Source organism: Streptomyces sp. UC4497, assembly GCF_054871485.1.
The window spans coordinates 1-14,243 of record NZ_JBTYHB010000071.1; the positions used below are offsets into that span (position 1 = coordinate 1).

Sequence of the window (14,243 nt, forward strand, 5' to 3'; positions counted from 1 at the left end):
GTCTGTATCTGCTGTCCCTGATGGACAGTTCGACCAGTGCGTGGCTCGAGTCCGTGTACATGTTTGTACTGGGGCTCGGCATCGGGTTGTGCATGCAGGTGTTGACCATCGCCGTCCAGAACACCGTCGAGTACGCGGAGTTGGGTACGGCCACCTCCGGTGTCACGTTCTTCCGTACGCTGGGCAGCTCGTTCGGCACCGCCGTGTTCGGCACGATCTACGCCAACAGCCTGGAGCCGAATCTGAAGCAGGGCATCCAGGAGGCGGCGCAGGCCGGCACCGGGATCCCGCCCGCGACCCTCGCCAAGGCCGCGCAGAGCCCTCAGGGGCTGCACGGGCTGCCCGAAGCGGCGCGCGAGCCGATCGTCAACGGGTACGCGGATTCGCTGCATACGGTGTTCCTGTGCACGGTGCCGGTGGCGGTCATCGGCTTCCTGGTGGCGCTGTTCCTCAAGCAGGTGCAGTTGCGCGACACCGCGCGCGCGGGTTCCTCGGACATGGGCGAGGGCTTCGCGCAGCCGTCGTCGGGCGATCCCTCGCACGTGCTGGAGCGGGCCGTGGCGAACCTGGTGAAGGAGACGAACCTCAACACCGCGCGGCAGATCCTGGAGAAGTCCGAGACCCGGCTCGACATCGCGGGTGCCTGGGCCGTGATGCAGGTGGACTTCTTCACGCGGATGGTCGGGCACGCGAGCCTCGGGATGATCGCGGCGCGCCGCAGGGTGCCGCCGGAGGTGCTGGTGCCGGTGTTCCAGCGGATGATCGACGAGGGCTATCTGACGCGTACGGGCTCGTACTTCTCGCACACCGAGGCGGGGCACCGGGAGTCGGAGGTCATCAACAGCGCCTGGGGCGACTGGCTGAGCCAGAAGGTCGAGGCCGATGTCGGCCGCCCCGCGGACGCGGAGCTGCGGAGGGCGGTCGACACGATCGCGAAGCGGCTGCTCGCCGAGGACATGGCGCAGGGGCTCACCAGCCAGTCGGGCTCGGAGCGGGCCCTGGTGCCCATGTAGGACCGATGCGGGATCGACACCGTGTAGGACCGGTGCGGGGTCGCCAACGGCCTTCAGTTCAGCAGGAGCTGGAGGCCGCCCAACACCGTCGCCGCGATGACCAGTTGCTCGAAGAGTCGCTGGTTGATCCGGTTCACGCACGCCTTGCCGATGATGGCACCCGGCACGACGAAGAGGCAGAGCGCTGCGTCCAGGAGCAGCGAGCGGCCGTCGATGAGGCCGAGGCCCACGCTGAACGGCACCTTCGCGGAGTTCACGATGAGGAAGAACCACGCCGAGGTGCCGAGGAAGCCGAGCTTCTTGAAGCCCGCCGACAGCAGGTACATGGACATCACGGGGCCGCCCGCGTTGGCGACCATGGTGGTGAAGCCGCCGAGCACCCCGTACGAGCCCGCCTTCACGCGGGCCGCGCGGGTCTGCGTCGACTCGGATTCGGCAGCGGCGGCCGCCGCCTGTTTGCGGCGCCACACCGTCACGCCCGCCATGACGAGCAGGATCACGCCGATCGACATCCGTACGGCCCCGTCCCCCGCGAAGCCGAGGAAGACCGTGCCGAGGACCACGCCCGCGCCGACGGCGGGGAACAGGCGCCACAGGGTGGGCCAGTGGGCGTGCCTCCGGTAGGTGAGCACGGCGAGGATGTCGCCGCAGATCAGGATGGGGAGCAGGACCCCGGTGGAGGCGCGCGCGGGCAGGATCGCGGCGAAGACCGCGAGGCTGACCGTATTGGCGCCGCTGACGGCCGTCTTGGAGAACCCCACCACCATGGCCGCGGCGGCCAGGGCGGAGAACTCCCAGGGTGTGATCCCGAATATGTCGTGCATAGCGGGGTCAGATGCTAGACCCAACTATCTGTCGGGCGTCAGGGGCGCCACATGGTGATACGGGTTACGTTTCGCCGGACCCGTAGGCCCGGATGCACGGCGCCCGGCCCTCCGGCGGCGCGAACTCGTCCTTGTGTTCAGGCCATTTGGGGACGAGTCTCCCTCCATGACCCCGCTGGCAGAAGTGCTGCCCGAGTCCACGCTGCATGACGTGATCGGCCTGCTGGTGAGGCTGGTCGAGACCGCGGGCGCGCTGATCATCTTCATCGGCGCCGCATGGGCCTTCGCACAGTTCGTCCGGGCAGGTGTGCGCAGGCGCGGCAAGGAGGCGGAATTCAGCCGGATCAGGCTCGGTCTGGGGCGGTTCCTTGTCCTGGGCCTGGAGTTCCAGCTCGCCGGTGACGTGCTGCGCACAGCGGTCGCACCGAGTTTCGCGGAGATCGGCCAACTGGCGGCCATCGCGGCCATCCGTACGGCGCTGAACTACTTCCTCGGGCGCGAGATCGCCCAGGAGCGGGCCGAAATCGAGCAGGGCCGCTCGGCGCCCGCGCCCGGCTCCGACGGACGGCCGACATGAGCGAGTGGCTGCCGCGGGCGGCCGTGCTGGTCTGCGCGTTCGGCCTCTTCGCCGCAGTGGCGGCCTGGCGCCTGACGCACACCGTGCGACAGGCCCTGGCCGTGCTGCTCGACTTCCTGACCGCCGCGGCCCTCATCCGGCTGGCCGACCGGCCGTCGTGGGACACCGTCACCCTGACGGCAGTGGCGATCGCGCTGCGCAGGATCCTCTGACCATCCGCCGGCCAGGGGCGCCCCGGGGGCCCTGTCGGGCCGCCCGTCCTCAGCCCTTGTACGTCTCCCGCAGCTCGCGCTTGAGGACCTTCATGCTCGGGCCGAGCGGCAGCTGGTCGGTGAACTCCACGCGGCGCGGGTACTTGTGCTTGCCCAGGTGCTCCTTGGACCACGTGGTGAGTTCGGCGGCGTCGAGCGTGGTGTCGGCCTTGAGGACGGCGACCGCGCAGACCTCCTCGCCGTGCACGTCGTCGGGCAGGCCGATGACGGCGACGTGGTCGACGGCGGGGTGGCGCATCAGCACCTCCTCGACCTCGCGCGGGTAGACGTTGTAGCCGCCGCGGATGATGACGTCCTTCTTGCGGTCGACGATCCGCAGGTAGCCCTCCTCGTCCTTGGTGCCGAGGTCACCGGTGCGGAACCAGCCATCGACGAGGGCCTCCGCGGTCTGCTCGGGCCGGCCGAGGTAGCCGGAGAAGACGCAGTGGCCGCGCACGACGATCTCGCCGAGTTCGCCGGTGGGCAGCAGCTCGATGCGGTCGTCGAGTTCGGCGCGGGCGACCTCGACGTCGACGCCCCAGATGGAGTGGCCGATGGTGCCCGCCTTCGCGCCGTACCAGGGCTGGTTGACGGCGGCGACGGGCGAGGTCTCGCTCAGCCCGTAGCCCTCGTGGACGGGGGCGCCGAAGAGTTGCTCGAAGCGTTCGAGGACCGCGACCGGCAGCGAGGCGCCTCCGGAGACCGCGACGCGCAACTTCGGGAGCGTGTCCGCCTGTTCGGCCGCCGCGAGCAGGTGCACGTACATGGTGGGCACGCCCTGGAAGACGGTGACGTGCTCGCGGACCATCAGCTCGACGGCCTTGGCGGCGTCGAAGCGCGGCATCAGGACGAGTGTCTTGCCGGCGCGCCAGACGGCGTTCATGGAGGCGGTCTGCCCGAAGGCGTGGAACAAGGGCAGGGCGCCGAGAACGATGTCGTCGGGGCTGTACTGGTTGCAGTCGAAGGCGTCGACGGTCGCGTTCATGACGAGGTTCAGGTGGCTGAGCACGGCGCCCTTGGGGACGCCGGTGGTGCCGCTCGTGTAGAAGACGACGGCCGCGTCGTCGGCGTCGCGAGTGGCGTACGTGGCGACGGGCTCGGCGGCGTCCGTGAGCTTCTCCAGCTCGCCGTCGGCGCCGAGCGCGACGGTGCGGATGCCGACGGCTTCGGCGGCGGCCTCGCCCGTCTTGGCCTGCGCCGGGTGGCACAGCAGGAGCGTCGCGCCGCTGTCCTTGAGGACGTGCTCGACCTCGTGCGCGGACAGCAGCAGGTGGACGGGGACGACGGCGGCACCGGCCGCGATGGCCGCGTAGTAGGCGCGCGGGAACTCGGCGGTGTTGGGCGCCATGAGGGCGATCTTGTCGCCGGGGCGGACGCCGAGCTCGGCGAGGGCGGCGGCCTGCTTGCGGACCTGGAGCCACAGCTCGGCGAAGGTGCTGCGCAGCTCGCCCGCGACGAGGGCTGTCTTGTCGGGGTACCGGCGGGCGTTCTCGGCGAGGATCGCGGCGAGCGAGAGGGTGGCCATCGGGTAGCGCTCCGTTCCGTACTGACTGCTGGTTCGGCGGTGGACCAGGTCGGGAGGGATTCCGTAGCAGTAAATTAGCGCCGCTAGTTTTGTCCTCCTGGTGGGACTCTACGCCTCGACCCCGACCGAGCGGTATGTGCCCTGGGTCACTTCCGGATCTCAGGGCTGGCCCTGATGTCCTTACAGGTCGGCCCGCCTACGGTTGAGGTCCGGCACCGCTCCGCGGACGACGTTCGGGGGAGCACGGGGGCTACGGGGGTGGCGCGTCGTCCGACGGAGCGGGTAGCCGGAACCTCTTCCCTCCTTACGGAGGGGGAAGCGTCCTCAGGGACGCGAAGCCTCCTTACGGAGGAGGCTCTTTACGGAGGCTGCGTGGAATCAGCCGCGCAGAAAGCGCAGCACGGCCATGACGCGCCGGTGCTCGGCCGGGTCCGACTCGAGGCCCAGCTTGGCGAAGACGTTGCGGACATGGGTCTCGACCGTCTTGCCGCCGATGACCAGCTTGTTCGCGATGGCCTCGTTGGAGCGCCCCTCGGCCATCAGCGCGAGCACATCGCGCTCGCGGCCCGTGAGGTCGTCGAGCGGCCCCGCCGGACGCGGCGCGTCCATGAGGCGGGCCACCACCAGCGGGTCGACGACGGTCTCCCCCGCGGCCACCCGCTTCAGCGCCCCGCTCAGCTCCTCCGCGTCGGCGACGCGCTCCTTGAGGAGGTAGCCGAAGCCCTCCGGCCGCCGGGCGAGCGCCCGGACGCTCGCGGTCGTCTCCACGTACTGGGACAGCAGCAGCACACCGGTGTCGGGGTGCGCGGCACGCACGGCCGCCGCCGCGACCAGGCCCTCGTCGGTATGGGTCGGCGGCATACGGATGTCGAGCAGCACGGCGTCCGGGGTGTGCTCGGCGACCAGGGCGAGCAGCGGCGCGGTGTCCGCACACTCGGCGACCACCTCGACGCCCTCGTCGGTCAGCAGCCGTACGATCCCCAGCCGAAGAAGAGCCGAGTCCTCGGCGACGATCACGCGCACGGCAGCTCCGCCCTGATTCTGGTTCCGCCCCCGGCGGGGCTGTGGATGTGCAGTACGCCGTCGACGGCGGCGAGCCGGTCGGCGAGGCCGCGCAGGCCGGTGCCGCGCGCGAGGTCGACGCCGCCGACACCGTCGTCCACGGTCTCCACGACGAGCCGTCCGTCGTGGTGCCGGGCCGAGACGCTGACGGCCCTGGCCTCCGCGTGCTTGGCCGCGTTGGTGAGGGCCTCGCAGACGGTGAAGTACGCGGTGGACTCGACGAGCGGGTCGTAGCGGCGGGACTCGGCGGCGACGACGACCGGGAGGGCGGCCTGCTCGGCGAGCTCGCTCAGGGCGGCGGCGAGCCCTTCGCGGGTGAGGACGGCGGGGTGTATGCCGTGAGCGATGCCGCGCAGCTCCTCGATGGCGTGCCGCACGCCGGCCTCGGCCTCGTCGGCGGCCTCGCGCAGCGTCGCGTCCGGGTGGTCCGCGAGGCCCTTCTGCACGCGGCGTACGGACATCAGGGCGAAGACGAGGCGGGTCTGCGCGCCGTCGTGCAGATCGCGCTCCAGGCGGCCGCGCTCGGCGTCGGCGGCCTGCACGATGCGGGTGGCGACGTCCTTCGCGCGCGTACGGAGCCAGACGTTCTCCAGGGCGAGGCGCAGGGCGGCCGCCACGGACTCCAGGAGTTCGGGGTCCTCGGAGAGCGCCGGGTCGTGGTGGAGCAGGGCGAGCGGGCGGCCGTCGGAAGCGGCCACCGGGGTGCGCCCCGGCCCGTCCTTGCCGATCTCGCGGCGGGAACCGTCGACGTATCCGCCGCGCTCCTCGTCCCACAGGCCGAGCCGCAGCGTCGGGTCGCCGAGGACGCGGACCAGCGCCTCGCGCAGCCGCGCGGGGTCGGAGTCGGTGCCGATGTCGATGACGAGCCCGCTGACCTCGGCGCGCTGCAGGCGCATGCGGAGCAGGCCCGCCAGGAAGGCGAAGGGGACGGCGACCTGGGCGAGGTCGGACAACAAGTAGACGGCCTGTTCGGGCACCGAACCGACTCCGCCGAACCACGGCACTACGTAGAACAGCATGTCCCACATCAGGAACACCGTGGCGACGCCGATGCCGATCCAGGCGGGCAGCAGCGCGCGCCTGCGGGCCGCGGACGCGTTCCGCCAGCGCAGCACGATCGCGACGGCGGCGACGACCGAGAGCACCCAGCCCGCCGCGTGGTAGGCGGCGTCGAACGGGCCGAAGAGGCCGTCCCAGGCGGGCACGTGCAGCAGGTTCGGGCCGCAGTCGCGGCAGTCCAGGTACGTCGCCCCGGACTGGGCCGCCGGGTCGAACAGGAGCGTGCGGACGAATCCGCCGACGGCGACGAGCCCGTACGCGAACTGCACCAGGCGGCGCGAGAGGACCGTGGTCAGGCGGCCTTCGGGGAACGACAGGACGAGGTGCAGGAGGATCGCCATGTTCAGCGCCTCCCACCAGGCGCCGAAGGCGAAGAGTGCCGGGACGGCGGTGCCCTGGAGGTTGCCGAAGAACCAGGTGATGCCTTCGAACACCATCAGGCGCCCGGTGTGGTTGGCGGGCCTGCGCCGCCAGGCGACGAGCCCGGCGACCACGAACGCCCAGCCGACCGCGAGGTCCCGTACGAGATCGCCCGCAGACGCGCCACTGCGCGCGTACGCCCACACGCCCGCCACACCCGATACTGCGGCGAGGGCCGCGGCCCCGGTCAGGCGCAGCCGAACCGCCCGCTCACCCTGACTGTCCACGGCCACACGGTAAGGCATCCTGGGGTGCGCCGGGGAAATCGGGCGGGGCGTGCGGGCGCACTCGGGGTCACCGGGGGCTTTTGGGGTTACTGGGGCTCTTGATCACCTGGTCCTGCGGCCCGTGCCCGCCGTCCTCTTCCCCAGTTGCCGCCGCGCCGCCTGCCTCGTCGCCGCTCGCCGGGCCACTCGCGCCGCCACTCGCGCCGCCGCCCGCGCGGATCAGCTCAAGGACCCGGCTCCTGAGGGCCGTGAACCGGGCGTCGGCCCGGGTCGTCAACTGGTCGCGCTGTACGGGGAGTTCGACGGGCACGTCCTCCAGGACCACGGTCGGTGACGCGCTCAGGACCAGCACCCGCTCCCCCAGGTACACGGCCTCGTCGATGTCGTGCGTGATGAACAGGACCGTCATGCCGCGCTCCCGCCACAGGCCGCGCACCAGGTCCTCCAGGTCGGCGCGGGTCTGCGCGTCGACGGCCGCGAAGGGCTCGTCCATCAGGAGCACCTCCGGCTCGTACGCCAATGCGCGCGCGATGGCGACGCGTTGCTGCATGCCGCCGGACAGCTCCCACGGGTAGGCGCGGTGGACGCCCGCGAGGCCGACCGCTTCGAGGGACTCCGCGACCCGCGCGCGGCGGGCCGCCTTCGGCATCGATTTGCGCTGCCTGAGCGGGAGTTCGACGTTCTCGGCGACCCGCATCCACGGGAAGAGGCTGCGCCCGTACTCCTGGAAGACGACGGCGAGGCCGGGGCGCGGGCCGGTCACGGGTGCGCCGTCCAGCGTCACCGAGCCGCTGGTCGGCCGCAGCAGCCCGGCCACGCACTTCAGGAGCGTCGTCTTGCCGCAGCCGGAGGGACCGACGACGCACACCAGCTCGCCCGCCCCGAGGCGGAACGTCAGGTCGCGCAGCGCCTCCACCTGCCGACCCGAGCCCTCGTAGAGCTTGCGCAGTCCCGTGACCTCAAGCACCGCCGTCCCCCGCCTTCCGCCGCGCCCCGCGCGATCCGTGGTACCAGCCGAGCGCCCGCCGTTCGACGAGCCGGAACAGCAGCGCGAGCAGTACGCCGAGCAGGCCGAGGACGAGGATTCCGGTCCACATCTCCGGCACGGCGAAGGAGCGCTGGAACTCCACGACGGCGAAGCCGAGGCCGCTGCTGGAGGCGTACATCTCGCTGATGACCATGAGGATGACGCCGATGGACAGGGCCTGGCGCAGGCCCGCGAAGATCTGCGGGCTCGCGGCGGGGAGCACCAGGTGACGCAGCCGGGCCGCTCCCCCGATGCCGTACGAGCGGGCCGTCTCGGCGGCGACCCGGTCCACGGAGCGCACGCCCGCGGTCGTGTTGAGCAGCACCGGCCAGACGCAGCCGGAGGCGATCACGGCGACCTTCATGGTGTCGCCGATGCCCGCGAACAGCATGATCACGGGGACCAGGACCGGTGGTGGGACCGCTCGGAGGAACTCCAGGGCGGGCTCGGTCGCGGCGCGGGCGCGGCGCGAGGAGCCGATGACGACGCCGAGGGCGACGCCGACGACGCCCGCGACCGCGTATCCGGCGAGCAGACGCAGCACGCTGGGCAGTACGTCGTCCTGGAGACGCTCTGCCGTCCAGGTGTCGTCGAAGCGGGCGAGGATCGTGCGCAAGGGTGGCGCGTAGAAGCTGGTGCTGGCGGCCGAGGCGAACCACCAGATGGCGACCAGGACGCAGGGCAGGGCCACGGCCAGGACGGCGGCGCGGAGTGTGCGGAGGGGGCGGTTCACGCCGGGTCCTCCGCCCGTACGGACTGGTGCCAGGACAGGGCGCGACGTTCCACGAACCGCGCTCCAGTGTTGATCAATACGCCCAGGCAGCCGGCGACAAGGATCAATGCGTACATGTCCGGGACGGCCTGTGAACTCTGCGCAACATTGATCCGGTGCCCCAAGCCCGGTGCGCCGATGACGAGTTCGACGGTGATGGCGAGGATCAACGCGACCGCTGCGGCGAGCCGTACGCCGGTCATGACGTACGGCAGGGCCGTCGGCCACACGACGTGTCGCACGCGCGCCCACGCACCGAGGCCGAAGGCGCGCGCCGTGTCGTCGGCGACCGGGTCCACGTCCTGCACCCCGTACAGCACCTGCACGAGGACCTGCCAGAACGCGGCGTAGACGACGAGCAGCAGGACCGAGCGCAGCTCCGTGCCGTACAGGAGGATCGCGAGCGGGATGAGCGCGACGGACGGGATGGGGCGCAGGAACTCGACGGTGGAAGCGGTGAGTTCACGCAGGTGCGGGACCGTGGCGATGACGAGGCCCGCGAGGACGCCGCCCGCGGTGGCGAGGGCGAGGCCGAGCGCCCAGCCGGTGAGGGTGTCGCCGAGCGCGGCCCAGAAGGTGGCGTCGGCGAGTTCGCCGTGCAGGGCGTTCAGGGTCGTCGTGAAGGGCGGCAGGAAGTCCGGGTCGACCAGGCCGAGGCGCGGCACCGCCTCCCACAGCGCCGCGCACGCCAGCAGCCCGAGGAGCCCGGGCACCGCGGGGATCACGGCAGCGATCACGGCAGCAGCGCGTCGAGGTCGGGGGTCTTCTCGAACAGGCCGTCCTTCTCGCCGAGCTCGGCGAGGGTGTCGAGGGAGGCGCGGTTCCACTGCGCGGGCCAGGCCGGGAGCGTCACCTTGTCGAGGGTCGACTGCGGGATCTTCGTGTACGTGCTGATGATGTCGCGGACCTCGTCGGGGTGGCCGTTGGCGTAGGTGAGGGACTTCTGGGTGGCGGCCTTGAACTTCTTGACGATGTCCGGGTGTTGATCCACGTATTGACTCGACGAGAAGTACATCGCGACCGTCAACTTGCGTGCCGTGTCGACGAAGTTGGAGGCGATCACGCGGCCGCCCTGCGCCTTGACGGTGGCGGCGGCCGGCTCCACGACCTGGGCGGCGTCGATCTGCCCCTTGTCGAGCGCGGCGGGCATCTGGTCGAAGGCGAGCTCGACGAACTTCACCTTGGAGGGGTCGCCGCCGTCCTTGCGGACCGATTCCCGGACCGTGGTGTCGTTGATGTTCTTGAGCGTATTGACGGCGACCTTCTTGCCCTCAAGGTCCTTGGCGGACTTGATCGGACTGTCCTTGTTCACGACGACGGCGCCGAAGTCCGCGTCCTCCTTGCCCGTGGAGCCGACGCCGTTGACGACGACCTCGACGGGGACGCCCTTGGACTGGGCGACCATCAGCGAGGTGGAGTTCGAGAAGCCGAACTGGAACTGGCCGCTGACCACGCCCGGCACGATCGCCGCGCCGCCCTGCGCCATGGTCATGGACAGGCTGAGGCCCTGCTCCTTGTAGAAGCCCTTCTTCTGCCCGAGGTACAGGGGTGCGACGTCGACGATCGGGATGATGCCGATCTTGAGGTTCGTGGTGCCGGCGTCTCCGGTGGATTCGGACTTCGGGCTGTCCGAGCCGGAGCCGCAGGCAGCGGTGGCGGCGAGGAGCATCGTGGCGGTGACAGCGGTGAGTGTGCGGCGCGTGCAACGCATGGGTATCCCCCTGGGAGCCCTGGTGCTCAGCGGGAACGTAGAGCCCGCACCCTATGGGGTCAACTCCCCTAGCGGGCAAGGCTGTTGGCGCGATTCACAGCGCAACCTTTGGGTGCGTGGCGCGTCGCCCGCGGGGGCGCCAGGTTCCGACCGGTGTGTTGCGATGGTGACTGATGGGACAGTCAGAGGCTCAATGGCCAGCGTTTTCCATTGATTGAGGGACATCGTGTTGAGTTCTTCTCAACATGTGGTTAGGGTCGTGCCCCGTGGAATCCAGCAACGAGGCAAGCCCTGCCGACACCGCCGCCCGCGTCCGTGAGGTCATCACGGCGGCCGGTGTCAGCCAGCGCGAGTTCGCGCGCCGCATCGTCATGGATCCGTCGAAGCTCTCCCGCTCACTGAGCGGGACCCGCCGGTTCACGGTGGCGGAGCTGGCGCGGATCGCCGACGAGGCGCGCGTCGACCCGGGCTGGCTGCTCGGCGCGCGGCCGCAGGAGGCCGAGGCCGCGGCGCCCGTGCCCGCTTCCGTGGAGGGCGGGCGGCCGCTGCAGATCGTCCAGGAGACGGTCCGGCTGGTCGCCGAGCACGGGTTCCACGCGGTGCGGGTCTCCGACATCGCCCGTGCCTGCGCCACCAGCACCGCCGCGATCCACTACCACTTCCCCGGCCGCGCAGATCTCCTGGAGGCCGCGGTGCGCTGGTGCATGGACGAGGACACCGCGCGCCGCGCCGCCCACCTCGCGGAGGCGGACGACGCGGCGGCGGAGCTGCGGCAGCTCATCGAGTTGCAGACGCCGCGCACGGAGCAGCAGCGGCGGCAGTGGAAGGTGTGGCTCGACCTGTGGGCCGAGGCGGCGCGGTCCACGACGGTGGGGCGGTTGCACACGGACTACTACCGGCAGTGGCGGGAGACCGTGGCGGATGTCCTCCGTCGCGGGGTCGACCAGGGTGTGTTCCGGTCGTCCGTCGAGCCGGACGCCGCGGCGTATGCGCTGACCGCGCTGATCGATGGGTTGGCCACGCAGGCCCTCTCCGTGAGCCGGGAATCGGCCGCGGGTGCCGCCGATGCGATGCATGCGGCGTTGCTTTCCTACGTGGACGGCGTGATCACGAAGCCGTAGTCGACGACTCGGGGCTCTGCCCCGGACCCCGCTGGCTCTCGTCCCAAAGCGGGGCTTGATTTGCCCACCCGCTTGATTTGCCCACCCGCTCGAAATGCACGGCCGCCGTACGCGGCAAGACACCTGGGAGGTCCCCCTATGCCCACTGAAAACGTCATCATCACCGCCGCTCTCACCGGTGCCGGTGACACCGTGCGGCGGAGCCCGCACGTGCCCGTCACTCCGGAGCAGATCGCCAAGAACGCCGTCGAGGCGGCCGACGCGGGTGCTGCCGTGGTGCACATCCACGTACGGGACCCCGAGACCGGCGACCCCTCGCGCGACACGAAGCTGTACCGCGAGGTCGTCGAGCGGATCAAGGAGACCGGCACCGACGTCGTCATCAACCTGACCGCCGGCATGGGCGGCGACCTGGTCATCGACCCGGACGAGCCGCTCAACCACCTGCCCGGAACCGACCTCGTCAGCGGCCTCGACCGGCTGCCGCACGTCGAGGAGCTGCTGCCCGACATCTGCACGCTCGACTGCGGTTCGCTGAACTTCGGCGACGGCTCGAACCTGTACGTGTCGACGCCCGACATGCTGCGCCAGGGCGCCAAGCGCATCCAGGAGCTGGGCGTGCGGCCGGAGTTGGAGATCTTCGACACCGGCCAGCTGTGGTTCGCCAAGCAGCTGCTCGCGGAGGGTCTGCTCGACGACCCGACCGTGTTCCAGCTGTGCATGGGCATCCCGTGGGGCGCCCCGGCCGACCCGGGCGTGCTGCAGTCGATGGTCAACATGCTGCCGGAGGGCGCCCAGTTCGCCAGCTTCGCGCTCGGCCGCATGCAGATGCCGTGGGTGGCGCAGTCGATCCTGCTCGGCGGGCACGCCCGCGTCGGCCTGGAGGACAACCTGTACCTCGGCAAGGGCAACAAGGCGACCAACGCCCAGCTCGTGGAGCGCGCCGTGACCATCACGGAGTCCCTCGGCTCGCGCGTCGCGACGCCGGACGAGGCCCGCGCGCTGCTCGGCCTCAAGCCGCGCTCCTGACGTCTCCCCTCAGTAAGCAACCGGAAGGCAACACCACCCTCATGACCTCCCCCCTCACCGCTCCCGAGGACGTCCGCCGGGTCGCGTGCGTCGGAGCCGGCGTCATCGGCGGCGGCTGGGTCGCCCACTTCCTGGCGCGCGGCTACGACGTCACGGCCTGGGACCCGGCCCCCGACGCCGAGCAGAAGCTGCGCCGCCTGGTCGACGCCGCCTGGCCCGCCCTCACCGAGATGGGCCTCGCCGACGGCGCCTCGCGCGAGCGCCTCACGGTATGCCCGACCCTCGAAGAGGCCGTCGCCGACGCCGAGTTCGTGCAGGAGAGCGCCCCCGAGGACCTCGACCTCAAGCGCGATCTGCTGTCCCGGCTCGACGCGGCCGCCCCCGCCGGCGTCGTGATCGCCTCGTCGACCTCCGGCTACCCGATGACCGACATGCAGACCACGGCCGCGAACCCCGCGCGCCTGGTCGTCGGGCACCCGTTCAACCCGCCGTACCTGATCCCGCTCGTCGAGGTCGTCGGCGGCGAGAAGACCGACGCCGACGCCACCGCCTGGGCCTCCCGCTTCTACGAGGTGGCCGGCAAGTCGGTCATCACCATGGACCGCGAGGTGCCCGGTTTCATCGCCAACCGCCTCCAGGAGGCCCTGTGGCGCGAGGCGCTGCACATGGTCGCCAACGGCGAGGCGACGGTGAAGGAGATCGACGACTCGATCACCGAGGGCCCCGGCCTGCGCTGGGCTTTCATGGGCCCGATGCTGACGTTCGCGCTCGCGGGTGGCGAGGGCGGCATGGCGCACATGCTCGACCACTTCGGCCCGTCCCTGAAGTCGCCGTGGACGCGGCTCGAGGCCCCGGAGCTGGACAAGGAGTTGTACGACTCCGTGGTCGCGGGCTGCGATGTCGCCGCGGACGGCCGTTCCATCGCCGAGCTCGTCGCCGAGCGCGACCAGGGCGTCATCGACGTGCTGCGCGCGACGGGCCGGCTGAACGGCAACAAGAACGGGGAGGCCGACCCGCGATGAGCACGCTTCCCCTGCTGCACCGCACGGTCCGCCCCGAGTGGATCGACTACAACGGTCACATGAGCGAGGCGTTCTACGTCCTCGCCTTCGGTCACGCCACCGACGCCATGATGATCGAGACGGGCCTGGACTCGACGTACCGCGAGTCCACCCACTGCTCGCTCTACACGGTCGAGTCGCACATCCGCTATCTGCGCGACGTTCCCGAGGGCGCCCATCTCGCCATCCGTACGCGGGTGTTGGGGGCGGCGTCGAAGAAGGCGCGCTTCACGCACGAGATGTTCGTGGTCGACGAGGAGGCCGCCGAGCCGGGCCCGGACGCGGCCCCGGTGGCGACCACCGAGCTGCTCGCGATCCACGTCGACCAGGAGGCGGGCAAGGCGGCCGAGTTCCCGGCCGCGGTCCGTGACCGCTTCACCGAGCTGACGGAGCCCGCCCCGGAGTGGGCGGGCCGGTCGATCGCCGTCGTCTGACAAAGACGCCTACCACCTGACGTGCAGGGGCCCCGCCCGCCGGTGTGGGGGGGGGCCGGGCCGGGGGCCCCGCACCGAAGGCCGGGCCGGGCCCCCCGGGGGGGGGGCGGGCCCGGGGTGCGGGGGCGCG

General features: G+C 71.2%; 14 protein-coding genes and 1 pseudogene. 7 read left to right on the forward strand and 8 right to left on the reverse strand.

From position 1 onward, the window contains the following. Nucleotides 1-1,013 (forward strand): annotated as a pseudogene (locus ACYSUO_RS42005) (MFS transporter); the annotation flags it as partial. 53 nt (nucleotides 1,014-1,066) lie between these two features. Here the strand turns inward: ACYSUO_RS42005 and ACYSUO_RS42010 are convergent. Continuing rightward, a complete protein-coding gene (locus ACYSUO_RS42010; RefSeq protein WP_461781473.1) occupies nucleotides 1,067-1,837 on the reverse strand; it encodes a sulfite exporter TauE/SafE family protein in 771 nt (256 codons plus the stop codon). 166 nt (nucleotides 1,838-2,003) lie between these two features. Between ACYSUO_RS42010 and ACYSUO_RS42015 the strand changes: the two genes are divergently transcribed. Then, nucleotides 2,004-2,414, forward strand: coding sequence for a DUF1622 domain-containing protein (locus ACYSUO_RS42015; protein WP_461781474.1), 411 nt, complete (start codon nucleotides 2,004-2,006; stop codon nucleotides 2,412-2,414). Beyond that, the gene (locus tag ACYSUO_RS42020) at nucleotides 2,411-2,626 is read left to right on the forward strand and encodes a hypothetical protein (protein WP_461781475.1); all 216 of its coding nucleotides are present in this window, start codon (nucleotides 2,411-2,413) and stop codon (nucleotides 2,624-2,626) included. Before ACYSUO_RS42015 ends, ACYSUO_RS42020 begins: the two co-directional genes overlap by 4 nt. A 49-nt stretch (nucleotides 2,627-2,675) precedes the next feature. Here the strand turns inward: ACYSUO_RS42020 and ACYSUO_RS42025 are convergent, their stop codons facing one another. From ACYSUO_RS42025 to ACYSUO_RS42055, 7 genes are all read right to left on the reverse strand, one after another. Further along, nucleotides 2,676-4,190, reverse strand: coding sequence for a long-chain-fatty-acid--CoA ligase (locus tag ACYSUO_RS42025; protein ID WP_461781476.1), 1,515 nt, complete (start codon nucleotides 4,188-4,190; stop codon nucleotides 2,676-2,678). A gap of 378 nt (nucleotides 4,191-4,568) precedes the next feature. Then, nucleotides 4,569-5,207, reverse strand: a complete 639-nt coding sequence (locus tag ACYSUO_RS42030; RefSeq protein ID WP_461781485.1) for a LuxR C-terminal-related transcriptional regulator — start codon at nucleotides 5,205-5,207, stop codon at nucleotides 4,569-4,571. Continuing rightward, nucleotides 5,204-6,958 (reverse strand): sensor histidine kinase, encoded by a 1,755-nt coding sequence (locus ACYSUO_RS42035; protein WP_461781477.1) that lies wholly within the window; start codon nucleotides 6,956-6,958, stop codon nucleotides 5,204-5,206. Before ACYSUO_RS42035 ends, ACYSUO_RS42030 begins: the two co-directional genes overlap by 4 nt. 67 nt (nucleotides 6,959-7,025) lie before the next feature. Next, nucleotides 7,026-7,925, reverse strand: coding sequence for an ABC transporter ATP-binding protein (locus tag ACYSUO_RS42040; RefSeq protein WP_461781478.1), 900 nt, complete (start codon nucleotides 7,923-7,925; stop codon nucleotides 7,026-7,028). After that, complete coding sequence (locus tag ACYSUO_RS42045; RefSeq protein WP_461781479.1) at nucleotides 7,918-8,718, reverse strand: ABC transporter permease; 801 nt, start codon at nucleotides 8,716-8,718, stop codon at nucleotides 7,918-7,920. The genes ACYSUO_RS42040 and ACYSUO_RS42045 overlap by 8 nt, the downstream gene beginning before the upstream one ends. Next, nucleotides 8,715-9,494: an ABC transporter permease gene (locus ACYSUO_RS42050; protein ID WP_461781480.1), complete on the reverse strand. Its 780-nt coding sequence runs from the start codon at nucleotides 9,492-9,494 to the stop codon at nucleotides 8,715-8,717. Before ACYSUO_RS42050 ends, ACYSUO_RS42045 begins: the two co-directional genes overlap by 4 nt. Next, entirely contained in the window at nucleotides 9,491-10,468 is a 978-nt protein-coding gene (locus ACYSUO_RS42055; protein ID WP_461781481.1) for an ABC transporter substrate-binding protein, read from the reverse strand. The genes ACYSUO_RS42050 and ACYSUO_RS42055 overlap by 4 nt, the downstream gene beginning before the upstream one ends. A gap of 266 nt (nucleotides 10,469-10,734) precedes the next feature. On the opposite strand from ACYSUO_RS42055, the gene ACYSUO_RS42060 reads away from it, so the two are divergent. The 4 genes from ACYSUO_RS42060 (at nucleotide 10,735) to ACYSUO_RS42075 (ending at nucleotide 14,113) form a co-directional block, all read left to right on the forward strand. Then, nucleotides 10,735-11,589: a TetR family transcriptional regulator C-terminal domain-containing protein gene (locus tag ACYSUO_RS42060; RefSeq protein ID WP_461781482.1), complete on the forward strand. Its 855-nt coding sequence runs from the start codon at nucleotides 10,735-10,737 to the stop codon at nucleotides 11,587-11,589. A 138-nt stretch (nucleotides 11,590-11,727) separates the two neighbouring features. After that, entirely contained in the window at nucleotides 11,728-12,618 is an 891-nt protein-coding gene (locus ACYSUO_RS42065) for a beta-keto acid cleavage family enzyme (RefSeq protein ID WP_403714980.1), read from the forward strand. Nucleotides 12,619-12,659: 41 nt separating this feature from the next. Continuing rightward, nucleotides 12,660-13,640 carry a 3-hydroxyacyl-CoA dehydrogenase NAD-binding domain-containing protein gene (locus ACYSUO_RS42070; protein ID WP_461781483.1) on the forward strand — a complete coding sequence of 327 codons (981 nt, stop codon included), beginning with the start codon at nucleotides 12,660-12,662 and terminating at the stop codon, nucleotides 13,638-13,640. Continuing rightward, on the forward strand, nucleotides 13,637-14,113 hold the full coding sequence (locus ACYSUO_RS42075) for a thioesterase family protein (RefSeq protein ID WP_461781484.1): 477 nt from the start codon (nucleotides 13,637-13,639) through the stop codon (nucleotides 14,111-14,113). The genes ACYSUO_RS42070 and ACYSUO_RS42075 overlap by 4 nt, the downstream gene beginning before the upstream one ends. The last annotated feature ends 130 nt before the right edge of the window (nucleotides 14,114-14,243 follow it).

What these genes read in the sequence shown, in the direction of transcription:
- ACYSUO_RS42065 (WP_403714980.1), top strand. Translation starts at nt 11,728, where the DNA reads ATGCCCACTGAAAACGTCATCATCACCGCCGCTCTCACCGGTGCCGGT.
- ACYSUO_RS42010 (WP_461781473.1), bottom strand. Translation starts at nt 1,837, where the DNA reads ATGCACGACATATTCGGGATCACACCCTGGGAGTTCTCCGCCCTGGCC.
- ACYSUO_RS42025 (WP_461781476.1), bottom strand. Translation starts at nt 4,190, where the DNA reads ATGGCCACCCTCTCGCTCGCCGCGATCCTCGCCGAGAACGCCCGCCGG.
- ACYSUO_RS42015 (WP_461781474.1), top strand. Translation starts at nt 2,004, where the DNA reads ATGACCCCGCTGGCAGAAGTGCTGCCCGAGTCCACGCTGCATGACGTG.
- ACYSUO_RS42075 (WP_461781484.1), top strand. Translation starts at nt 13,637, where the DNA reads ATGAGCACGCTTCCCCTGCTGCACCGCACGGTCCGCCCCGAGTGGATC.
- ACYSUO_RS42070 (WP_461781483.1), top strand. Translation starts at nt 12,660, where the DNA reads ATGACCTCCCCCCTCACCGCTCCCGAGGACGTCCGCCGGGTCGCGTGC.
- ACYSUO_RS42020 (WP_461781475.1), top strand. Translation starts at nt 2,411, where the DNA reads ATGAGCGAGTGGCTGCCGCGGGCGGCCGTGCTGGTCTGCGCGTTCGGC.
- ACYSUO_RS42055 (WP_461781481.1), bottom strand. Translation starts at nt 10,468, where the DNA reads ATGCGTTGCACGCGCCGCACACTCACCGCTGTCACCGCCACGATGCTC.